Here is a 22,385-nt window from a genome sequence, read left to right as displayed (position 1 = left end):
AATTGGCATGGTCGGCGCCGACCGGCAAACTCCGACCGAAGCGCCCATCTTGCCCGCCGCAGCCCGGTTGCCCTCTCGGTCGAGCCGGAGAGAATGGCGGCAACGATCGCCGCCGGGCGATTGTCCGTACCCTGTGCCTGCATTGAGGAGCTCTCGCCCATGCCGTCGCCGCTAGCATCGCTGATCGCCTCCGGGACGAAGTTATGGCTCGACTCGGTCGACCCCGACTTGGTCGCCAAGAACCGCGCCCTGGGGGCTACGGGCGCCACCTCGAACCCGATCATCATCAGCGATCTGATCAAGACCGGCCGATTCGACGATCGCATCGCGGAACTGCTGCAGCAGGGCGATCGGAGCGACGCCGACGTCGCCTGGACGGTGACCGATGAAGTCGTTCAGGCCGCCCAGGGCGTGTTTCACCCAGTCTGGCAGGAGTCGCAGGGCAATGACGGCTACGTGAGCTTCGAGCTCGACCCGCTGCTGGAAGACGCCGACTGCCCGCTCAGCACGAGCGCGCGAGCAGCCGAGTACGTCGCATTGGGAACCAAGTGGTCCGCGGGACACGAAAACCGCATGATCAAGGTCCCCGCGACCCCGGCGGGGCTCGGCGCCCTCGAAGAGCTGGCGGCGCGCGGGGTTCCGCTCAACGTGACCCTGATCTTCACCGCCGACCAATATCGCGCCGCCCGCGACGCCGTGTGGCGCGGCGCCCATCGGCTCGGCTCGCTCGATCGGTTCAAGAGCGTCTACAGCATCTTCATCTCGCGGCTTGACGTTTACACCGAACAACAGGTCCCCGAGCTCTCGCCCGCGGCCCAGGGCGAGACGGGGATCGTCAACGTGAAAATGATCTGGCGCGAAAACCAAGCGTTCTGGCAGGACCATCCGACGCCCTTGGCCCAGGAGATCGTCTTCGCCAGCACGGGGACGAAAAAACCGTCCGATCCGCCGTGGAAGTACGTCGCGGCGCTCGCGGGGAGCGACATCCAGACAAATCCTCCGGCGACGAACGACGCAGTCGAAGCGAGCGGACGCACCTTCACGCGCACCATCGACGAACTCCCCCCCGCCGCAGTGCTCGACGAGATTGCCGCCAAGGTCGATCAACAACGACTGCACGACGTCTTGATGGCCGAGGGGCTCAAGAAATTCGCCGATCCGCAGAAGGGCCTTTTGGCCATGGTGGCGACCAAGCGAACTGAGCTGGCGTAACAGCCAACGCGTTACAGCAGAATTGCGTCGACCGGCGACCCGGCGGGCAGTTCGTAGTCGCCCGCGGGAAACGCCCCCAGGCAATCGGCTCGGGCGAGCGTCGCCAAATCGGCCGAGCCCTGCCAGGCGAGCGGCTCGAGTTGCAACAGGTCGCCCTTGTCCGCAGGCGCCAATCGGCATGGGTGAAACGTCGGACGCTCGCCCCGATGTTTCATCGACTTGATCAACGCGCCGGGCTTCCTCGCAGGAGGAGCAAACGGCGCTCCGGCAATCGTCGCGAGCGTCGGCGACACGAACAGCCGAAACGCCACCAGCGTGCTCACCGGGTTGCCAGGAAGGCCGAATACGTACTGCCGCGCTGCTGCGTCTTTCACGCCGAACCACAGCGGCTTGCCCGGCTTCATCCGCAGTTTGTGAAAGACCTCGCGGACGCCCAACGCGGCAAGCATGCCGGGAACGAGATCCATCACCCCCGCCGAGACGCCCCCCGAGACGAGCAGCACTTGGCACTCGGCAAGTCCGCGCTCGATCGCGGCGCGCAGCGACTCCGGGTCGTCGCGAGCAACGCCTAGATCGACCGCCGCGCACCCCGCCGCGGCCAGCGAAGCAAGCAGCATGGGTCCGTTGCTGTTGCGAATCTGCCCCGGACCGAGCGGCTCGCCCGGGGCCACAAGCTCGTTGCCCGTCGGCAGCACGCCGACGCGCGGGCGAGGAATCGCCGAGGCCGACGCGCACCCCGCCTCGGCCATCAAGGCGAGGTCCAGCGGCGTCAGCCGCTTCCCCGCGGCGAGCAACACGTCGCCGCGTCGGAACGCGGTCCCGCGCCGCAAGATGCAGTGCCCCGCCGCGACTCCCGCCGCAGGATTGGCGATCCGCTCGGGGGCCAGTTCACGACAATCTTCCCACTTCACGACCGCGTCGGCGCCAGCGGGGATCGGCGCCCCTGTCATCACGCGAATCGTCCCCCCCGGCGCGAGGGGCCGGCTCGGCACGCTGCCCGCGATCACTTGCTCGAGCACCGCCAGTTCCGGCGAGGCGTCGGCGAGCGCAATCGCATAACCGTCGACGACCGACTTGTCGAACGGCGGCGAGTCGCAATCGCTCGCCACGTCTTGCGCAAGCTGCAGGCCGAGCAATTCCCCCAATGGCACGTCCCGCGGCGGCGCGGGCGCCACGTGCGCGGCAAGCGTCAGGAAAGCCTCGTCGACGGTGAGCATAGATCTTCGGCGGCTCAAGCGTTATGCGAGCGACGCGGGGGGCGGCAAGAGCGTCACGCTGCCAAGAACGCCCGCAAGATGTCGAACCCCGCGTGCGTGAGGAAACTTTCCGGATGAAACTGCACGCCGAACACCGGCAGCATGCGATGGGCGATCGCCATGATTTCGCGACGCCCGGTCGCAGGGTTGTCGCTCCATGCGCTGACGTCGAACTCGGCGGAAAGCGTCTCGGGTTTGATGACCAGGCTGTGGTATCGGGTCGCTTGAAACGGATTGACGATCCCGGCGAACAATCCGGCGCCGTTGTGGTGAATCTGGTCCGTCTTGCCGTGCATCAAGCGATCGGCCCGGACGATCTCGCCGCCGTACGCCTGGCCGATCGACTGGTGTCCGAGACAGACTCCCAGCAGCGGCATCTGACCGGCAAGCCGTCGGACGCATTCCAGCGACACCCCCGCCTCGTTGGGAGTGCAGGGCCCGGGCGAAATAATGACTCGGTCCGGTCGGCGGGCGAGGATCTCGTCGACCGTGATTTGGTCGTTGCGATCGACCTGAATCTCGAGGTGCGGGTCGATTTCCCCCAGCCGCTGGACGAGGTTGTAAGTGAATGAGTCGTAATTGTCGATGATTTGGATCATGCCGAGATTGTACTCAGCCGAACGCGCGGGAGGGAGCCGGTTCCGTCGCGCCGTTCTATTCGCGCGTCGCCAAACCAACGGAGCCGCGAATTGCAGGGAAGCGGAGCGCTCGCGCGCAAAAAATACGACCGCGTCGCTCGCAGGAGCAACGCGGCCGCTCGTTAGGGGGACTTTCGCAACGGCGAAGACCTACTTAATCTCGATCCGCTTCGGCAGCGTTTCGGGCCGCTTGGCGACCGTGACGTGAAGCACGCCGTCGGCAAGCTCGGCGGAGATGCTGTCCGGGTCGACCGACTCGGGAAGCGTCACGGTGTGAGTCGTCTGGCCGTAGCGACGTTGGTCGACCAGCCCTTTGCGCTCTTCGGACGGCGCGGAGCGCTGCGTCACGATCTTCAGCGTCCCTTTCTCAAACGTCAATTCGACGTTCTCCTTGACGACGCCCGGCACGTCGAGTTCGACGTGAATCGCGTTCTCGTCCTCCCACATGCTCCCCGGGACGTAGAACGGCTGAACGCCGCGCAGGCCTGTGGGGCCGAGAAATTGGTCGATCATCGTATTGAATTCGCCCCAAGTGCTGGGCACGAACTCCCGCAAACGGTTCTTGGCAATGGCGTTGGACATGGCAGATTCCTCCTTCGTTTCTGGCGCCTTGACGGCTCGATTGAAATGCTTGGCATCACAACCGAACGGGTCGCCCGTCGGGCGGCCGCGGTCCGCCGTGCAGGCGAGTTGTGGTTGCAACAAGACCAGGAGCAAGAGTCGTGCCGATCGGCCAAGCACGAGGCCGGTGATACCGGCGTTTTCGCAACACATTGTCCCCGCAAAAGTTGCGAACACGCCTGCTCAGCCGATCCCGACGACGCCGCCAAAACGACAGCCGCCAACTTGGCCGAACCGGCTCAGAAGCCGCCGCACGGGCGCCAAAATGGCAGCGAAACGGAAGACAGCGGACAGGCAGTCGCCGCCGCGACTTTCGCTGAGAGGCTTATCCGCCTCCTGGCACTAACACGCCAACGACCCCCGACCGCAAGCGGCCGAGGGTCGTCGAGTGAACTCGCCCTTAGACTGACGTACGTTGCCGCACGTCACTTGGTCTGACTCGCCGTATCCGGCGAGGCGTCGGAGACTTCGTAGTAGATCGCCCGCTTGGTCCCCTCGGCTCCCGCCTCGACCTCGACGGCCGCTGCGGGGTTGACCAGCGCGATCCCGCCGGGGGTCTCCCACGTGACGGGCCGAATCGGCGTCTGCGACGGCGTCACGCTCGCCGGCTGTCCCAAGGCGACGGGCGCCGCCGGAGCCAGTTGCTGCGGCTGTGCCGGCCGCACAGGCGACAACGCCCGGCCGTAGGGAACCGCGGCAGCGACCGGCGACGGCACGGCAGGTTGCTGCGACTGCGGCAGCATGCTCTGCAGGCTGGCTGGCAGCGCCGGCGGAGCGTCTTCGCTGTTCAAATTCGGCCCTCCCAGCGGAGCGAGGTTGCTCGCCGGCCGAGCGACCGCCGGGTTGTCGATCACCGCCGGCAGCGGCTGCACGTAGGAAGGCGCCGGATACTGGTCGTCGTAAACGTGCGGCAGGGCCGTCACCACGCCTCGCGCCGCCGGCAAACCGAGCTGCACCTGAGGGGCGCCCCGCTCGTCGCGTTGGCTGAAGGGATCAAGTTCCGGCATGGCTTCGGGATCGGGAAGCGCACCTTCGTCCGGAACTCCGACGCCACCGCGGGACTTCTGGTCCGTCTTCTCCGAACCGGCTTTGTCCTCTTTCGTCGGATCGGGAAGGATCAATCCGGGCAGAGAGTCAGGCGATTCGTCCTCCCCCTTGGCTCCGCCGGCCGGGGTCGGCGTCAAGCCGGGCTGTTCTCCCGGCCAAGCCCGCCAACGCGTGTTGTACCAACCCCAACTTGGTCGGTTCGGCAAGCATGTCCCGTCGGCTGCGCACGGCGCGGGGCCGCAGTTCGACACGGCCGCGGCCGTTCCGGCCAACAACACGGCCAAGCCGCCGGAGGTCAGCAACGAAACTCGCAGAGGAGCGCCAAGGGGCGGCTTGCGTCGCATAGCGTGGGTTCCTTCCGAAAGGCGGCAAGTCGCTGGGTCAGGAGCGGGGCCGCGGCAAATCCGTTTGCAGTGTTGCAGTGTGAAGTACGAATCAGACTCCGACTCGATCCCAGGCGATCTGCCGGCTGCAAGCTGGCGGATCGTCAGAACAACGAAGGAGGCGTCCGGATCAAGCCCGCCGACGAGCAGCCGTCCGCGGCTCGTCGGCGGCAATGTCACTCAGGCTAGAACGTGTTGGGTTGGCCGAAGCGGACAATTCGGTTGCCCATCGAGGTGCTAAGCGAGACGAAACCGACAATTCGTTCAAACGGATTGAGGATTTTGCCCACGATGGTGTTGAAGCTCGTGATGCGATCCTCGGCAATATACAACCGATCGCTGGGCATCAGTTGATAGTTCGTGGCCGTGACGGCGCCCTGGGAGATCTTGTCCCATTCGATGGGCAAAATCTGTTCGCAGCCGACGCCGTTGGGCGCGGGGCGGGCGATCCACATCTTCTTCGACGACACCTGCGAGATGCCTCCCAAGTTGGCCACCGCGTCGATCACCTTGTCGTTCCCCGTAATCGGGAACCGCACGACGTTGTCGCCGAGTCCGGCCCCCTGGGTAATGACGTAGTAAACCTTGCTGTTGTAGGCGAGAACGTCGACGAAGATTTCAGGATCTTCCAGTTTCTCGCTCAGCTTCTCCTCGATCGCTGCGCGACATTGTTCGATCGTCATGCCGGCGACGTAGACCGAGCCGTACGTCCCGAGATTCACCCGACCGTCCATCGCCACCAAGTGCTGTCCGGTGATCGCCTGCGCCCCGGCGGACGAGATCAGCGAGACCGAGACGTCGACGTCGCTGAGAATCTTCGAGAGCTGTTTGCGGATTTCGTCTTCCGATTCTTCGATCGTCAGATCGATGACCTTCACCCGGCCGTAAGTCGGACCGAGATTCACCGTACCGTCGGCGTCGACGGAGTAGGCGTCGTCGATCGGTTGTTCGGGAAACGCGCCGATGACGCGGACGAGCAAGACGTCGAACGTCTCGATGCGGTGCGGGCTCTTGGGAACCAGCTTCACCCCTTCGACCAGCAGAATATCTGGGGGCTCGATGACATACCGCGGCAGCGTCACCATTTCGAGTTCCCGCGGCACGGGGCTCGAGGCGGGGGGCTGCGGCACGTCGGCGGGCACAGGCGAGCGTTGCGCCATGTACGCCGTGCAGCCGGTCGACGAGGCGAGAATCGCCAACATCGCCAGAGTCAGGCCGCGGTGGATCGTTGTGTTCGCCTTCATGAATCGAATCTCGCTAGCGTGCTTGGCGAGTTGCGTCGAATGCCGCGGGGAGACCCCTCCCCGACAAGCACGTACGCGCAGCCGGTAGGACCGGTACGACGGTTACAATGCTTATAATCGTCACGCTTTAACACCGACTTTGGGCGGAGTGCGGAAATCGCTGGCAAAAGTGGGAGCTCTCGGCCGTGCGCTGCAAGCCCTGCTGGCGCCGGAGCGGCGCTCGATCTGGCTTGCGCCGCGAGCCGGAAAAGTCGCCCGTTCATCCGCTTTCGCGCCATGTGGCCAGCGTCATCGGGAGGACCGTTACAGTCGTTCCGCCACGTCGTAAGTGCTTGATGAATAAGCAAGTTGCAGTCGCCAGGAGCAGCGTCAAACTGTTTGACAGCGCTGGGCAGGACGCGTATTCTCAATTTCAGCGACAGACTCTCCAGATCCGTCGCCGCGCCGCTGGCGCCCCTTGCTGTCGGCCGTCCGACCGTGCTGGTCTGCGGCGGCTTGTCGATTCCTGCGACCTCGTCCCCGAGTACCTTCGATGAGCTTTGGCGCTGGCCGCAATGCGGCGGATTTGGACTGGTCCGACGACATTCCCCTTGATGAGCAAGAAGCCCGCCTCGGCTGGTACGCGTTCGGCGGTCTCGTTGCGCTGACGGTGATCTGCTACGGGAACATGCTGAAGTTCGCTTCGTCCTACTGGTCGAACGACCTCTATTCCCACGGCTGGATCGTCCCGCTGATCGCCTGCTATCTGTTCTGGGAGCGGCGACGCCCGCTCGCGGAAACCGAACCGTCCCAGCGGTGGATCGGGCTGGCCGTGGTCGCGGTCTCGCTCGGAGTGCGCCTCTTGGCCTCCTGGGACAACGTGAACTTCTTCGATCGGCTCTCCTTCATTAGCGTTCTCTTGGGCATCTGCCTCATGGTGGGGGGAACCTCGCTGCTGAAGTGGGCCGGGCCGGCGTGCGGCTTCCTGGTCTTCATGTTTCCCCTGCCCTACCAGGTCGAGAACACCTTTCTTATCAAATTGCTCAGCTGGGCAAGCTGGGCAAGCACCGTCATTCTCCAGACCTTGGGCGTCGGCGCCGTCAAGATCGGCCAAAGCATCAAAATCGACTCGCTGGAGCAGCCCCTCATCGTCGCCGAGGCGTGCAGCGGCCTGCGGATGCTCACCGTGTTCGGCGCCATGTGCGTCGCCATGGCCCTGCTCGTCGATCGCCCCTGGTGGGACCGTCTGGCGATTCTCGTCAGCGCCATCCCCATCGCGCTTGCCAGCAATATCATCCGAATCGTGGCGACCGGACTGCTTTACATCGCGTTCCCCTCCGCCCAGCAGGAAGGGACTCTGCATACTGTCATTCACGATGGCGCCGGTTACGCGATGATGGTCATCGGCATGGGGCTGCTTGCCTTGGAACTGGCAATCCTGTCGCGGTTGACGATCCCGATGGAGGCGGACGACCACTTCGCCGCCGGAGCCGCCACCGCCTGACCGGCGAGCGACGCCGCGCAACGTGCAAGACGGCAAATCACCAGCCGCAGCCGGCCCCTGGCCGTAACCGCTGCGGTTCGGTTTTTGCACACGATATTCCTCGCGGCACGGATCCGCGAGCGAGACGGTTTCCTGAGGCCCGACGCGTTGCATCGAGGCAACGCCTCGGTTGAACAATCGCGACCGGTGCGGGACGTCCCCCCGAGAAGGTTGCATTTTTCGGCGGTTTTCCCAGCCTGGGGATTCCGGCCCGGGGATTGCGAGAGGACGTCCAAACGCTCCCCTTGCGGTGCATCGTTCGACGAAGACGCAGGGCGACGACAGGCAGCCCCCTCTCGGGTGCCGTCCGTCGGCTCCCGTCTCGACACGTTGCGGATACTTTTCTCCTGAGCGAGGCAATCGATGGCAACATCCCACACCGACCTGTCGCACCCCGACGCATTGACGCCTTCTCCCGGTCGTGCGGGCGCGATGACGACCGCCGAGCAGTCGTTTCCCCTGCCGGCCGGTTATGGCATGACGCCTTCGCCGGCCAACGATCTCTTGTACGGCGGGTTCAATCAGACGTGGCTCGTCAACGGGTTGCGACGCCGCTGGTTGACGGCCCTGCTGTTGGGCTCTCTGGTCGCGACTCTGGTCGCCATCGCCCTCTGGTTTCTCTTCCCGGCTTCGTCTCGAACGACGGCCTATCTGATGATGCAGTTCGGGGATTCGAACAATCCGTTCGAGAAGCAAGTCCGCCTGAACTCCGAGCAGCTCAAGCAGGAACAATTCGCCCAGCTCACGCTGGTCAAGAGCTCGCTCGTCCTGCAACAGGCCTTCGCTCCGAAGTCGATGACCGAGCTTGCGGCCGTTCAACAGAACCAACCTGATCCCGTGCAGTGGATGCTTGAGGAGCTCAAGGTCAGCTTCCCGAACTCCGGCAACGTGATGGAGGTGCGATACGACGGTTCCGAAGACGCCAAGGAAATGGAAACCGTCGTCCAGGCGATCGTCGACGCCTACTACGAAGAAGTCGTCATCAAGGAACGCATCGAGCGACTCCGCTCCTACGACGACCTCGCCCAGGTCCAGCGCGACCTGCAGAAACGACTGAGCGACAAAATGACCCAACTGAAGCGCAAAATCGACGTCGCTCAAGGCGGGGATTCAAGCACGGCCGAGATCGAACAAATGCAATTGATGCGCACGATCGACTTTGTTCGCGCCGAATTGGCCAGAGTCGACAAAGAGCTGCTCAACAACGAGGTCATGAAAGAGATCGCCGTTCGCGAAGCGAACAGCCAAGCGGCCGTCGAGGCGGCCGTCAGCGAAACGATGGATCGAGACCCGATGATCGTCGACTATCGCAAACAGTTGTTCGAAATCGATCGCAATATCATGGCGCGACAAGCGCAAGAAAAGCGCAAGAATTCGCCCGCAGTTCAGCAACTGCAGCAGTCCCGCGAACAGATCGCCATGATGGAACAGCAGTATCGGGCGAAAGCCGAGCGCGAGCTGCGAGAAAAATACGCCCGCATGCCGAACATCGGCTTTCAATCGGCCATGGTCCAGTACAAAGCGGTCGTCGAGCGTCTCAGCGTGCAGAAGCAGGAACTCGAGGAGAAGCTGCGGACCTCCGAGGAAACGCTCATGACGCTCGGCTCCCGCGACCCGGCGATCGAGATTCTGAAGAACGAGATTGCCAACGACCAGGAAGTCGTCAAGGAACTGGAGTTCCGCCTTCAGCAGCTCAACATCGAGCAGAGAGCTCGCGAAGCGGCCGCCGGCGACGCGAATCGGCACGAAAAAGTGCGCATCATGCAGAGAGCCATGGCCCAGCCGAACATCAACACCTATGAACGGATTGCGATCGTCGCCGTCGGCGCCCTCGCCGGGTTGGCCCTCACCTGCTACGGGGTCGCGTTGACCGATTTCCGCAAGCGACGACTCAACGGTCCCTCCGACGTCGACGAAGGTCTGGGGATTCGCGTCTTGGGCGTGCTCCCCGCGACCACGGCCCGCAAGTCGCTGGCTGGCGGCAACCTCGTCTCGGCCCAAGTGGCCGAGTCAGTCGACAGCGTGCGGGCGACCTTGATGCACGCCTCGACGAAAATGCGTCGGCAAATCATACTGGTGACCAGCCCCGAGACGATGGAAGGCGCCACGACTGTGGCCGCCAACTTGGCTCTCAGCTTGGCCCGGGCCGGTCGTCGTACCCTGCTGGTCGACAGCGACCTGCGGGCGCCTTCGCTCCACGCCTTGTTCGGTTTGCCGCTCGACGGCGGCTTCAGCGAGGTGCTCCGCTCGGAGATCGATCTCTCCGATGCGGTGCGTCCTACGCAGACCGAGAGCCTGTACCTGCTCACCGCCGGCGTGGTCGATTCGCAGGCCGTCCACAATCTGGCGACCGATCAGTTGGAGCCGATCGTCGACCAACTGCGGACGCAGTTCGACTTCATCATCATCGACGGTCCTCCGATCCTGCAGGTCGCCGACGGCCTGGCGCTCGGACGGCTCGTCGACAGCGCCATCCTCACGGTCCTCCGCGATCACAGCGAGCTGCCGAAGATCCACAAGGCGGCCGAACTGCTCGACAACCTCGGCATCCGATTGCTCGGCGCCGTAATCAACGGAGTGCCGGTGCGTGCCGACCGGCGGTTGATTCGCATGCAGCAGGCCAACGTCAAGAAGGCCCTGCCGCCCAAGGCCGCCAAGCCCGCCAAGGACAAGGGCAAGTCGGCCAAGATCGCCGAGGCGCCGGCGCCCGCCGCGTCAACCGTCGTCGACGCTGTGCCGGAGGATCTTGGCGCGACGTCCGATTCGCTCGATCTGAATCTCGACGAATTCGACATCGATCTCGACGACAAGTAGCGCTCGCCGTCGAATCTCGCCATCGTCTCGCTCAGCGCCGGGGCGGCCACGTGCCGCCCCGGCGTTTTTGTTGCGCGCACCACGACGCGCGATCGCATACAGGCGCCGAACCGCGAGGAGACGATCGTCAGGCCCCGCTTAAGCCGGTTCCCTCGGCTCCTTGCGACGGATACGATGAGTCGAGCGCCTGCTTCCCCTGCCGTCCCCGCTGGTCGCGATGGATTTCTTTCACCTCGGATCGTTCGTCGCTCGCCGCCGTTGGCTGGTGATCGGCGCCTGGCTGGCGATGGTGGCGGCGCTTCGGCTCGCGGCGCCCCCTTGGAGCCAAGTCGCCAACGACGGCGATCTCGATCAGCTCCCCCCCTCGACGACCACTGCCCGGGCGGCGGCGCTCTCAGCCGAGGCGTTCCCCGAAGACGCCTCGCGAAGCCAACTGGTGCTTGTGTTCGCCCGTCCCGATGGCGAGATGACCCCCGAGGATCGCCAGTTTCTGCATGTCGCCGCTCGTCAGGTGGCGGCCATCCCGAACTTGCCGCTGGTCGATCAGCCGTGGACCGTGTCGACCCCGGTCGTCGGGCCAATGCTCAAGAGCCCCGCCGGAAACGCCCAGCGCGTCGTCGTCCGCCTGACCAACGACCTGATGGCGGTCGACAACATGCGGGTGCTCAAGGCGACGACCCAAGCCCTGGAGGAGATCGACGACCAGCGCCCCGCGGGGCTGGTCGTCGGCGTCTCGGGGTCAGCCGCGATCGGCGGAGACATGCTTGCCGCAGCGGCGCAGAGCCTCCGCAATACCGACCGGGCCACCGTGGCGATGGTCGTCGGAGCGCTGCTGCTGATCTACCGCTCGCTGCCGCTGGCCGCGGCGCCGCTGACGGCGATCGCCGTCGCGGTCGTCGCGTCGCTCGATCTCTTGGCCCTCGCGGCCGCGTGGTCGCAGAGTCGCCCCGGCTGGCCCGAGGTGCGGGTCTTCACGACGACGCGGATCTTCGTCGTCGTGCTGCTGTTCGGCGCCGGTACCGATTACTGCCTGTTTTTGATTTCGCGATTCCGCGAACTGCGCGCCGCCGGACGCGAGCAAGTCGCCGCGGCGGCCGAGGCGCTCGGCCACGTCGGATTAGCCCTCTCCGCCAGCGCGCTGACCACCGTCGTCGGGCTGGCGATGATGGCCTTTGCCGAATTCGGCAAATTCGCCTACAGCGGTCCCGCCATCGCCGCGAGCCTGCTGGTCGCGCTGGCCGTATGCGTCACGCTCGCCCCGGCGCTGCTCGCCACCCGGCTCGGGGCCGCGGTCGGGGCCAATCGCGGCAGCGACCGCCGGCAGAGTTGGCAGCGGCGATTCTGGCAGCGGATCGCCGACCCCGTGCTTCGTCGACCGGTCCGCGTGCTGGCGGCCAGCGCCCTCGTCGCGGCGCCGCTCGCGGCGATCGGCTGGAACGTCCGGGTCACGTACGACATCTTCGGCGAGCTCTCGTCCGACAGCGTCAGCCGGCGCGGCACCGAACTGTTGCAGCAGCACTTTTTGCCGGGGGAGGTCGGTCCCCTGGTCGTCGTGGCCAAGCGTCCCGAGGCCGATTTGGCGGGGGTCGACGGCCGAATTAAGGTGGCGAGTCTCGCCAAGACGCTGGAGGATCTCCCCGGCGTCGAGCGCGTACGCAGCATCTACCGCCCCGCCGGGGAGCGCGCCGGCGAGGTGAGCGTCTTTTCGAGCCAGGGGCTCGCCGCGCTCGCGGTGGCAGGCAGCCCCTTGGCCGAGGCGACGTTCGTGTCGCAAACCGGCGACGCGGCAGGGCGCGTCACGCGGCTGTTCGTCGTGCTCGCCCATGGGCCCTTCTCGACCGATGCTGTGGCCCTGGTCGGGACGATCGAACGCGCCTTGGCCGCATTGGCCGCGGACCCCGGTTCCGACTGGCACGAGGCCCAGTTCGAGTTGTCGGGCCCCAGCTCCGGGATCCGCGATCTCGAGCGCGTGACGCTCAGCGATCGCACCCGGATCCAATGGCTCGTGGCCGGGGCGGTGTTCGCCGTGCTCTTGGCCCTGTTGCGCCGCCCGCTTGCGTGCCTATACCTCATCAGCACCGTGGTGCTCAGCTATTTCGTCACGCTGGGGATCGTGCAGATCGTGCTGGGGGCATGGTACGGCGCGGCCCACCCGGGGCTCGATTGGAAGGTCCCCGTGTTCCTGTTCGTCATCCTCACTGCCGTGGGGCAGGACTACAACATCTACCTCGTCACCCGGGTGTTCGAGGAGCAACGCGCCCACGGTCCCCTCGAAGGCCTCCGCCGGGCGTTCGTCGAGACCGGGGGAATCATCACCAGTTGCGGCGTCATCATGGCCGGGACGTTCGCGTCGATGCTCACCGGCACGCTGCGCGGCATGGCGGAGATGGGGCTCGCCCTGTCGCTGGGGATCATGCTCGACACGTTCGTGGTGCGAACCGTGCTCGTACCGGCGTTTCTGGCGCTGTTGGATCGCCGTGGAAACCGCGGCTGACGCACCGCATCCTCAGGCGCAACAAAACGTGTCGGCTTGGCCGAAAGCCGCCGAATCCCTGTTTGCCTGGACTCGACAAAACCCTCAGCGGACCGTCGTGACCGCCGCGTCGGGACTTCCGACCGCGTGACGAACGACGCGAGTCCAGGCCCCCCCCAAGGGGAAACGCCTCCGTCGTCAATCGACGACGGCAAACCCAGCCGACGCTCGGGGCGAAGAAAAGCAAAAGCGGGTGAAGGGAATCGAACCCTCGCCTAAAGCTTGGGAAGCTTTCGTTCTGCCATTGAACTACACCCGCACGGCGCGAGACCCAGTTTACCAACCGCGGATGCCCAGCCGCAAGCGGCACGCCCCTCGCCGGTCGCTGGCGCATCCTGTACAACGAATCCGCGCATTTCCCGCCCTGTTGCGAGGCTCGCCCCGTGTTCTTCTCCTTCGATGGCATCGACGGCGTCGGCAAGTCGACCCAGTTGCGGCGGTTCTGCGAGTGGCTCGCCGGCCGCGGGGTCGAACCGGTCGTCTGCCGCGACCCGGGCAGCACGCCCGTGGGGGAGAGAATCCGCGAGATCTTGCTCGCCAGCGGCGACGACGAGCCGATCGCCCCTCGGACCGAAATGCTCCTCTACATGGCCGCGCGGGCCCAGTTGGTGGCCGAGGTCATTGCGCCGGCCCAAGCCGCAGGGCGGGTCGTCGTGTGCGATCGATTCCTGCTCGCCAATATCGTCTATCAAGGCCACGCCGGGGGAGTGGATGTGGAGCAAATCCGCTCGATCGGAGGGATCGCCACCGCCGGAACGACCCCCGATTGCACCTTCCTGCTCGACATGGACCCCGCGGCGGCGCACGCCCGCTTGGACCGTTCGCTCGATCGTATGGAGCGGCGCGGCGAAGAATTCCGCGAGCGTCTCCGGGCCGGTTTTCTCGCCGAGGCCCGGCGAATGGGCCCTGCGGTTCATGTCATTGACGCCGCCCGCTCGGCCGACGAGGTCCAGCGCGAGGTGATCGCCGTCGCTACGTCGCTGCTCGACGCGGGCAAGCAGCAGGCCGCCGCCAACCGCACGCCTCCCGGCTGACGCTCCTCCGGTGCCGCAAGTTCGGCACTCGCGTTGCCAAGTTGCGCAAGGCTTGCGGCCCCCCGCCCCGGGGGGATGACCCGCATGCGGAATTCCTCGGATCATCGCAAATGGAGTCTTTCGCCATGATCGACCGCATTTGCGCGATTCCGACGACCCGTCGCTCGGGTTACAAATCCGGAGCGATCGAGTCAAGGCTCATGTTGACCAGTTTTTTCAAACGCGCTAAAATCCTTCCGCGAACCGAGTTGCGATCTGGGGCGGCGCAATCCGGCAAGTACGTGACTTGTGCATGCGGCCATTCGCTGGCGTGTCTGCCATTCCGACGAGTGGTTGCCGGGCTTCGTCGAGGGGAACAACGCGAATACACCACCTGACGCAGGTCGCTGCGCACAGATCCCTTTCGTGGATCGCGCGACCGCTCGAACGAAGGCGTCCAACATGTTCGCCCGCAGGAACGGTTCAGCATGCAGCGTCTTGGCGCCAGCCAAGCTGAACCTCTGCCTCGACATTCTCGGCCGTCGGTTCGATGGGTTCCATGAACTGGAATCCGTCATGACGCCGGTCGCCCTCTACGATCGGCTCGAATACTCCCCGGGATCCCTCGGAACCGGCGAACCGTTCTCGTTCGCCGCCCTCCCCTGGCGGCGCGACGCCCCGCTCGCTCCGGCAGGGGACGATAATCTCGCCTGCCGAGCCGTGCGACGGCTCGCCGATGCCGCGGGGATCGAGCCGCAGGGCCGCTTCCTCCTGCGAAAGTCGATCCCCATGGCTGCGGGTCTCGGAGGGGGCAGCAGCGACGCCGCTGCCGCCCTTGTGCTGGCCAACGCCGCCTGGGGGCTTGGCTACGACCGACCGCGGCTGGCAGGACTGGCGGCTGAACTGGGAAGCGACGTCCCGTTCTTTCTCGCCGGCGGGCCTGCCTGCTGCCGGGGTCGCGGCGAGATCGTCGAACCGCTCGCGGCGCTCCCCCGCTTGCCGGTTGTTATCGTCAAACCTCCGCAAGGGGTCTCGACCCCGGCCGCGTACGCCGCCCTCGGCCTGGCGCGCGGCAGCGCCCCGGAACACGCCGACCGCCGTTCCGGCTCCTCCGCCGACCGTTTGGCCGCTGCTTGGCGCGCCGGCGCTTGGTCGCGATTCCGTACGCTCGTCGTCAATCGGTTGCAAGCGGCGGCCGAGGGGCTCTGTACCGCCGTCGCCGCGATCGCCGCTGCGGCGGCCCGACTCGACGTCCTCGCCCATGCCATGACCGGCAGTGGGTCCGCATACTTCGCCATCTGCCGCTCGGCAAACCACGCGCACCGGATCGCGGCATGTTTCCGCGGTCAGCGCCTCGGGACGGTTTACGCAACAGCGACGTGCCCCTAGGCCCGCCGCCAGGCAAGGAGATTCGCCGTGCAAGTCACCGAAGTTCGCATCAAACTGATGGATGAACCCGGGGAGCGTCTCAAGGCGTTTTGCTCGATCACGTTCGACAACTGCTTTGTGGTCCGCGATCTGAAGATCATCGAGGGCTCGAGCGGACCCTTCGTCGCCATGCCGAGCCGCAAACTGACGGCACACTGCCCCAGTTGTCACGCGAAGAATCATCTCCGCGCCCCGTACTGCAGCCAGTGCGGACGGCAGTTGTCGCTCGAACACATGCCGACCGACGCCGACGGCCGCGCAAAGCTCTACGCCGACATCGCCCACCCGATCAATTCGGCATGTCGCGAGATGATCCAGGAACATGTCATTCGCGAGTACGAGACCGAGTTGATCCGGGCGAAAGAGCCGGGCTACGTCTCGCGGTACGACGACTTCGACATCGATTACGGCGAGGCCCGTCGTCCGCCCCGCGAAGCGGACCGGTCGGCGGAGAAACGAACCGACGCAGCCCACGATCGTCGCGGCCCGCACGCCCCGCGTGGCGGTGGCCCGGCTGAAACGCCCGTGTCGCGCCCGGCCCCGGCGCCGGCGCCCCATCTCTCGCAGGGCTTCGGCAACATCAACGAAGGCTTCGGCGCAGGAATCTTTCCCGACGACCGGTCCTAACGCTTTGTCAGCTCGACAATTTCTAGCTGACTAAGCGCCGGCGATTAAGGCCTGCGCTGACATCCGTCCGCTCGCCATTGCGGCAGGATTGCTCTCGTTTGCGCGAGGAGCGCAGCGGCGTTGCCGGCATCGATCGGCAGAGAACGTTTGCCGTCGTTGCCTTTGGCCTCTTCACCCCATGCGCCACGGCCGTGATTGCAACACAACGAATCCCCGGCGAGGAAACGAATCGCTTGTTTTCAAGCCGCTCATCCGTTTCTAGGGCGTCATCGCTCGCGCAGGTGCGCGCACCTGCACCCTTCGTGAAGAAATGTGCGCGTCGCGCCTGGAGCTAGCTCGCACATCCTACCGATAGAGTACACTGTCGCCAAATCGCCTAAATCGCGCTGTCGGAAAACTCGCCGTCAACGCCCCGCCAGATCCCTCACGGCGACCCGATTCCCGCCATCACACCGCCGCCTCACGCGAAGGTCATGCTTGAAAGCACCGTTCGACTCGCCAATCCCGAAGAAATTCGCACCTTTATCGCCGAGACCCTCAGCCGTTTTGAATCCCTTGATCCCCGCCAATGCCCGCTTGATCAACGGGTGTTGACCCGCTCCGGCCGACCATGCGGGCTGTACTTCAGCCTGCATGGCCCGCGTGCGGTGCGACTGACGGCGATCTGGGAAGCGGACGGCAACACGATCCTGTTTTACGGCGCCGACGGGCAACGCTTGCTGCGGACCCGCCTGTTGGAGCCCCCCGCCTTGGAATCCTGCCTGAACTGCGCCGCCTAGCCGGAACGCTTCGTCCCCCGTGACAAGCGACGCGAACGGACGCCCGGCAGCGTCGCGGCCTCGATTTTTCTGTATTTTTGTTCACTACTGCCGATTCGGCGCTTGCCGCCGCCCCGCGATCGGCTATAGTATACGCACGTTCATACCACCCCGCCGCGGGCGACACGGAGGTTTCCCCCATGCTTGTTTTGTCCCGAAAAGAAGCCCAGCGAATTCGGCTGGGCGACTCGATCGTCATCACCGTGGTCCGCGTCGCCGGCGACAAGGTCCGGCTGGGGATCGAAGCCCCGAAAGACATGCTGGTCCTCCGCGACGAATTGGAGCCGCATGCCGCGGCTGCCGAAGCCGCTCCGCCCGTGGGCGACCAGCCGCTCACCCTCGCGCGCTCGGCATAAGAACCGCCGCCCCGAGCGTTCGGGCGCAGTGTGCAAAGCAAAAGAAATGGCCCGCCGCAGCGAGCCGCTGCGGCGGGCCATTGTGTGACTCGTAATGTCGCGTGGAGCGCGCCGCTCTGACGCGGCGAAGGTGCAACCGGTTCAATCGCGTGGCCGCACGGCGCCGGTCAGACCGCTGTAATCGCAGCGATCGTCCTCGTGCCACAACGGCTGGCCCGAGCGCACGCGGTCGGCAAGCACTTCGAGCTTCTCACGCGAGCCGGCCGGAGCCTGGGTCGCCTTGAAGTCTTCGCCCGCCTTAGGGGCGAAGTCCTCGTCGTGGCCATACTTCAAGATGGCTTCAAACACGTTTTTGAGCTTGGGATCGGGCATGGATGCACTTATCCTTGGCTGAGTCGCCGCCGAGCGACTGGGAACGGGATGATGCGTCCTGCGGAAATCCAACGCCGTTCAGGCGAGCCGCGAGGACAAAACGTGCTGGTCGACACTCGAAACCCAGGCCGACCCAAGCACGATCAGGCGTAATCCGGTGGGACGCGCCGCGGGAGCGAGAATCCCCTCGCGCTGCGGCGCACAAAGTCGATCAACGGATTATTGCCACCAAGTTTCGTTAGTCAAGCTTTTTCCCCTTGACCTTTCGCCATAATACCAAGCCCTGTCGCGAGTTGTGTGAATATGTAGGTTCTGGGAAGACTAGGTCCCCCAGAAACCCGCAACCGGGCCCCACGCCGATCGTCTCGGCAGGACATACGTCCATGTTCTGGCTGCAACGGACAATTGAACTTTCCCCCGCTGCGAGGGGGTTCCACCTCGTTACCCGCGAGATACTGGCAGGCCTGCCAGAGCTGCGAAACCTCAAGGTCGGCGTCCTCCACCTGTTTCTGCAGCACACCTCGGCCAGTCTCTCGATCAACGAAAACGCCGATCCGGACGTCCCGGCCGATCTGGAATCCTCGTTTGCGGCCCTGGCGCCCGAGGACTTCCCCTACCGGCACACGTGCGAGGGACCCGACGACATGCCGGCCCACGTCAAGTCAGCCCTCTTGGGCTGTTCGCTGTCGATCCCCGTCGGGGCTGGCCAGTTGCTGCTCGGGACCTGGCAGGGGATCTATCTGTGCGAGCACCGCGTCCGGGGAGGCCGACGGCGGGTCGTGGCGACCCTGTGGGGCGAGCCTGAGGAAGGGTAAATTGGGGAGGTCTCGCCTCGTGTGCGCAGCGTCGCCCCCAGCAGTCTGAATCGCCCATGCCCTCCCCTTCCCTGCCCGGCGGCGCTCGGCGTCGGGAGATGACCGTCGCCGACTACGTGCAAGGGGTTCGCGCCGGATCGATCGGCGCCTTGGCCCGCACGCTCACGCTCGTCGAATCGAGCCTGCCGGAGCATCGCGTCCTAGCCCAGCAGGTGCTCGCCGAGTTGCTGCCGGCGACGGGGGGTTCGGTCCGGGTGGGCATCTCGGGAGTCCCTGGCGTCGGCAAAAGCACCTTCATCGACGTTCTGGGGCAGCATCTCGTCGCGGCCAATCGCCGCGTTGCCGTCCTGGCAGTCGACCCGTCGAGCACCGTCACCGGGGGGAGCATCCTGGGAGACAAGACGCGGATGGGCGCCCTCTCCGCAGCGACCGCCGCGTACATCCGGCCCTCTCCCAGCGCCGGCACGCTGGGGGGCGTCGCCCGCAAGACCCGCGAAAGCCTGCTGGTATGCGAAGCCGCCGGGTTCGACGTCGTGCTGGTCGAGACGGTGGGAGTCGGTCAATCGGAGACGATGGTCGCCGAGATGACCGATTGCTTTCTCGCGCTGATGCTCCCCACGGCGGGGGACGAGCTGCAAGCGATCAAGCGCGGACTCTTGGAACTGGTCGACGTGATCGCCGTCAACAAGGCCGACGGGCCGATGAAGCCCGCGGCTGAGGTCGCGGCCCGACAGTATCGCGGCGCGGTCGAATCGATCAGCGGACGCCCCCGCAACGACCAGCCGGCGGTGCTGACCTGCAGCGCCCGCGAGGGCCAACGGATCGGCGACGTATGGGAGGCGGTCCAGTCGTGCGTCTCTCGCCGCCGGGCTAGCGGCGAACTCGACCAGCGTCGACAGCGTCAGAATTTGCACTGGTTGCGCGGGATTGTGTCTGAACGGTTGCACTCGGCGTTCGAGGACCACCCGAGGGTGAAGGCGCTGCGACAGGAATTGGAAGCCCAGGTCGTCGCGGGCGTTCTCCCCGCCGAGATCGCCGCCGACCGCCTGTTGGCGGCGTTCGGAGCGACAGCGGGCGGCTGACGACTGAGCAATCTCGGCAGCATGGATGTTCACGGAATTCCCAGACCACCGCATGCAGACGTCACTGCATCGTTCAAGTCGGGCCGTCGTGGACCCGCGAAGCACGCGACTCGCCGCAACTCCGCTGATCGATCGACGATCTGATCAAGGTGAACGAACCATGACCGCGAAACTTCACGTTGGCGACGTCGCTCCCGATTTTGCTGTTACGACATCCGCGGGCGTGGAACTGCGATTGAGCGATTTCCGCGGCCAGCGAGCGGTGGTGCTGTTTTTCTACCCCAAGAACGGCACGACCGTGTGTACGCAAGAGGCGTGCTCGTTCCGCGACTCGTTCGAGACGTTCGCCGAGGCGGGGGCCGAAGTGATCGGCGTGAGCGGCGACAGCGACGACTCGCACCGCTCGTTCGCCGCCCGGCATCGGCTGCCGTTTCACTTGGTCAGCGATCGCGACGGGCGGTTGCAGAAGCTGTACGGCGCCCGCAAGGCGCTGGGAATCCTGCCGGGGCGCGTGACGTTCGTCATCGATCGCGAGGGGGTGATCCGACACATGTTCTCGGCCCTGTTCGCCTCCGACGAACACGTCCGGCAATCGCTGGCGGCGCTGGAGCCAGCGTGACCGCGGGAGTGCCTGCGCTTGGCTTGCGATGCTCTCAATCTTGCGGCCCGCGCTGGGGCGTGCGGCGCGGACGGACGACCGCCAGGAGCACGAAAGGGACGGCCGCGGCGACGGCCACCGCCAGGGGGAGCCACTCCCGCTGGCGGGCAAAGTCGCCCAGGGCGGCGTAAACGATCCCCAGGACGCCGTTCACGACAAACACCGGCGGCAAGAAGGCGGCCCAGGACATACTCATCGCCCCAGCCAGCAGCGCCCCCGCCTCGGCGAGCACGGGCAAAGGGCGGGTCGCCGCCAAAAGCCAGGCTCCGTGGCGACTCCACGCGTCGTCGAGTTCGGCGAGCCGCTCGGGGGCCGAGAGCCGCTCGGCCAGCGGCCGGCCCCAGCGGCGAGCCAGGGCGAACGCGACGGCGGCCCCGGCGGTCATTCCCAGGCATGACGCTGCGGCGCCGAGGGGGATCCCCAATTTGGCGCCGGCCAGCGTGCTGACGGGCCCCGAGGGGACGGGCAGGACCACGTCGCTGGCCAGCAAGGCGACGACCAGCACCGCAAGCGTCCCGGGGGACGGCGGGTCCTCCTGCCACCGGGCCAGCGTCGGCGCGAACGACTCCCCCTGCACCGCCAGGACCGCCAGCGGCACAACCAGCACGACCGCGACGATCAGCAAGGGCTTGGCAAGCGTGCGGTTCATGACGACGCGCGAAGGGGGGAGCGTTTTTGACTTGGGGCTGGGCCATTCTAGGTTTTAAGCGGCCTCCGAGCGACCGGCGCGCGGCCGACCGGCCCGGGGTCGATTCTTGCTCCTCCATCCAAGCAGCGCACCATGCGAAAATCTTCCACCGGCGAACGGATCATCGCCGTCGTCAGTTCGTTTGTCGCCGTGGCGATCATCGGCGGGTTCGTCGCCGCGGACCGTCAGGCGCAATGGCCGAAGGCCGATCTCCGAGCGCTTGAAGCCGACGCGCGGCTGCAATTCGAGCTGGCGTATCGCCACGATCAGACCGCGTACGAGAGTCGCATTTCGGCGCTCGAAACGACGGTCGAGGCCTATCGGCAATCGCCCCGGAGCGCCGCCGATCAGCAGGCGCTGGCCGCGTGGTTGGATCAAGCGATCGTCTTGTCGATGCCCGGCTCGTCGCAGAAACTGCCGACGACGCCGCGATTCGGAGCCGAGACGGCTCCGGCGGTCGCCGAGGTCGCGTCGCCGCCGGAGGTTCCCTCCGAACCGTCGCCGCAGCAAGAACCTGCACCCGTTCCTGCGGCTCGCCTCGTCAAGAAGCCCACGATTCCGGCGCCTGCCGCCCCCTCAGCCGTTGAGTCGGTTGCCGCGATTCCTCGCCGGAACGAAGCTTCGTCCGGCGACAAGCCGACGGCGCCATCGATCATCGCGAGCATTTCGCCGCCCGAGGACCTGAACCCTGCGGATTGGCAACCCGAGACGCCGCAATGGGACGTGCTCGAGGAGCCGCGGCCGCACGTTGCAATCGGCGGACCGATCCCCACGCTGGCGGCTCCGGCCGACGGAGCGGCGACTGAGAAACCTGCCGCTCGGGCGATCGTGGTGCGTCACCTGTCCGCAGCTTCGCCGACGCCGCCCGCGCCCCCGGCGGAGGTGGCAGTCAATCTCGCCGAACTGCGAGCTCGAATCGACGGCTACCACGCCGGGCTCCGCGAGGTGAACGCCGCAATCGTGATCGCCGACGAGCGACTCTCGCTGGCCACGGCCGCGCGGATCACGAGCGAACTGGAACGCCTCGCCCAGCAATACGAGTTCGTGCGGCTGTACTACGATGCGTTGACGCCGGCGGAACGCGCGCGGGTCGCCGCACCGAAGGAACTGCGCGACGGAGTCGAAGCGCTTGCCGCGACGCTCCAGCAAGCGGCCGCCGCGCGCGAGTCGATCTTCGACCCGTTCACCGGCGTCGAGACCTCTCCGTTCGGCGAACTGATCGAACGGGTCCGCGGACTGGCCGACTGAGCCGGACCGC

The 22,385-nt window shown here is 65.9% G+C and carries 20 protein-coding genes and 1 tRNA gene; 13 read left to right on the top strand and 8 right to left on the bottom strand.

The window, feature by feature from the left end; genetic code table 11:
- The first annotated feature begins 159 nt into the window (after positions 1–159).
- Entirely contained in the window at positions 160–1,212 is a 1,053-nt protein-coding gene (locus KF688_12365; protein MBX3426466.1) for a transaldolase, read from the top strand.
- A gap of 11 nt (positions 1,213–1,223) precedes the next feature.
- Here the strand turns inward: KF688_12365 and KF688_12360 are convergent, their stop codons facing one another.
- From KF688_12360 to KF688_12340, 5 genes are all read right to left on the bottom strand, one after another.
- Positions 1,224–2,429, bottom strand: coding sequence for a molybdopterin molybdotransferase MoeA (locus KF688_12360; protein ID MBX3426465.1), 1,206 nt, complete (start codon positions 2,427–2,429; stop codon positions 1,224–1,226).
- A gap of 53 nt (positions 2,430–2,482) precedes the next feature.
- Complete coding sequence (locus KF688_12355) at positions 2,483–3,067, bottom strand: aminodeoxychorismate/anthranilate synthase component II (GenBank protein MBX3426464.1); 585 nt, start codon at positions 3,065–3,067, stop codon at positions 2,483–2,485.
- 189 nt (positions 3,068–3,256) lie between these two features.
- Positions 3,257–3,688 (bottom strand): Hsp20/alpha crystallin family protein, encoded by a 432-nt coding sequence (locus KF688_12350; protein MBX3426463.1) that lies wholly within the window; start codon positions 3,686–3,688, stop codon positions 3,257–3,259.
- Between the two features lie 464 nt (positions 3,689–4,152).
- Positions 4,153–5,118 carry a hypothetical protein gene (locus KF688_12345; protein ID MBX3426462.1) on the bottom strand — a complete coding sequence of 322 codons (966 nt, stop codon included), beginning with the start codon at positions 5,116–5,118 and terminating at the stop codon, positions 4,153–4,155.
- A gap of 224 nt (positions 5,119–5,342) precedes the next feature.
- Positions 5,343–6,401, bottom strand: a complete 1,059-nt coding sequence (locus KF688_12340; GenBank protein MBX3426461.1) for a polysaccharide biosynthesis/export family protein — start codon at positions 6,399–6,401, stop codon at positions 5,343–5,345.
- Between the two features lie 532 nt (positions 6,402–6,933).
- On the opposite strand from KF688_12340, the gene KF688_12335 reads away from it, so the two are divergent.
- From KF688_12335 to KF688_12325, 3 genes are all read left to right on the top strand, one after another.
- Complete coding sequence (locus tag KF688_12335) at positions 6,934–7,884, top strand: exosortase/archaeosortase family protein (GenBank protein ID MBX3426460.1); 951 nt, start codon at positions 6,934–6,936, stop codon at positions 7,882–7,884.
- Between the two features lie 402 nt (positions 7,885–8,286).
- Positions 8,287–10,737: a polysaccharide biosynthesis tyrosine autokinase gene (locus tag KF688_12330; GenBank protein MBX3426459.1), complete on the top strand. Its 2,451-nt coding sequence runs from the start codon at positions 8,287–8,289 to the stop codon at positions 10,735–10,737.
- Positions 10,738–10,954: 217 nt separating this feature from the next.
- A complete protein-coding gene (locus KF688_12325; GenBank protein MBX3426458.1) occupies positions 10,955–13,231 on the top strand; it encodes an MMPL family transporter in 2,277 nt (758 codons plus the stop codon).
- A gap of 227 nt (positions 13,232–13,458) precedes the next feature.
- Here KF688_12325 and KF688_12320 read toward each other — a convergent pair.
- A tRNA-Gly gene (locus tag KF688_12320) sits at positions 13,459–13,529 on the bottom strand.
- 124 nt (positions 13,530–13,653) lie between these two features.
- On the opposite strand from KF688_12320, the gene tmk reads away from it, so the two are divergent.
- From tmk to KF688_12295, 5 genes are all read left to right on the top strand, one after another.
- Positions 13,654–14,304, top strand: coding sequence for a dTMP kinase (tmk, locus tag KF688_12315; protein ID MBX3426457.1), 651 nt, complete (start codon positions 13,654–13,656; stop codon positions 14,302–14,304).
- A gap of 441 nt (positions 14,305–14,745) precedes the next feature.
- A complete protein-coding gene (ispE, locus tag KF688_12310) occupies positions 14,746–15,672 on the top strand; it encodes a 4-(cytidine 5'-diphospho)-2-C-methyl-D-erythritol kinase (GenBank protein MBX3426456.1) in 927 nt (308 codons plus the stop codon).
- Between the two features lie 27 nt (positions 15,673–15,699).
- The gene (locus KF688_12305) at positions 15,700–16,338 is read left to right on the top strand and encodes a SpoVG family protein (GenBank protein ID MBX3426455.1); all 639 of its coding nucleotides are present in this window, start codon (positions 15,700–15,702) and stop codon (positions 16,336–16,338) included.
- Positions 16,339–16,811: 473 nt separating this feature from the next.
- Positions 16,812–17,117 (top strand): hypothetical protein, encoded by a 306-nt coding sequence (locus KF688_12300; GenBank protein ID MBX3426454.1) that lies wholly within the window; start codon positions 16,812–16,814, stop codon positions 17,115–17,117.
- 179 nt (positions 17,118–17,296) lie between these two features.
- On the top strand, positions 17,297–17,512 hold the full coding sequence (locus KF688_12295; protein ID MBX3426453.1) for a carbon storage regulator: 216 nt from the start codon (positions 17,297–17,299) through the stop codon (positions 17,510–17,512).
- Between the two features lie 141 nt (positions 17,513–17,653).
- On the opposite strand, the gene KF688_12290 is transcribed toward KF688_12295, so the two are convergent.
- Entirely contained in the window at positions 17,654–17,884 is a 231-nt protein-coding gene (locus tag KF688_12290; protein MBX3426452.1) for a hypothetical protein, read from the bottom strand.
- 383 nt (positions 17,885–18,267) lie between these two features.
- On the opposite strand from KF688_12290, the gene KF688_12285 reads away from it, so the two are divergent.
- From KF688_12285 to KF688_12275, 3 genes are all read left to right on the top strand, one after another.
- Positions 18,268–18,699, top strand: coding sequence for a secondary thiamine-phosphate synthase enzyme YjbQ (locus KF688_12285; GenBank protein MBX3426451.1), 432 nt, complete (start codon positions 18,268–18,270; stop codon positions 18,697–18,699).
- Between the two features lie 56 nt (positions 18,700–18,755).
- Positions 18,756–19,781 carry a methylmalonyl Co-A mutase-associated GTPase MeaB gene (gene meaB / locus KF688_12280; protein MBX3426450.1) on the top strand — a complete coding sequence of 342 codons (1,026 nt, stop codon included), beginning with the start codon at positions 18,756–18,758 and terminating at the stop codon, positions 19,779–19,781.
- 160 nt (positions 19,782–19,941) lie between these two features.
- On the top strand, positions 19,942–20,400 hold the full coding sequence (locus KF688_12275) for a peroxiredoxin (GenBank protein ID MBX3426449.1): 459 nt from the start codon (positions 19,942–19,944) through the stop codon (positions 20,398–20,400).
- Positions 20,401–20,434: 34 nt separating this feature from the next.
- Here KF688_12275 and KF688_12270 read toward each other — a convergent pair whose 3' ends face one another.
- The gene (locus KF688_12270; GenBank protein ID MBX3426448.1) at positions 20,435–21,088 is read right to left on the bottom strand and encodes a VTT domain-containing protein; all 654 of its coding nucleotides are present in this window, start codon (positions 21,086–21,088) and stop codon (positions 20,435–20,437) included.
- Positions 21,089–21,220: 132 nt separating this feature from the next.
- On the opposite strand from KF688_12270, the gene KF688_12265 reads away from it, so the two are divergent.
- Entirely contained in the window at positions 21,221–22,375 is a 1,155-nt protein-coding gene (locus KF688_12265; GenBank protein MBX3426447.1) for a hypothetical protein, read from the top strand.
- Positions 22,376–22,385: the final 10 nt, after the last annotated feature.

Source organism: Pirellulales bacterium, from assembly GCA_019636345.1.
In the GTDB taxonomy this organism is placed as follows: Bacteria; Planctomycetota; Planctomycetia; order Pirellulales; family Lacipirellulaceae.
The sequence above is the reverse complement of the archived record's forward strand: the minus strand, read 5'-3'. Positions and strand labels throughout refer to the sequence as shown.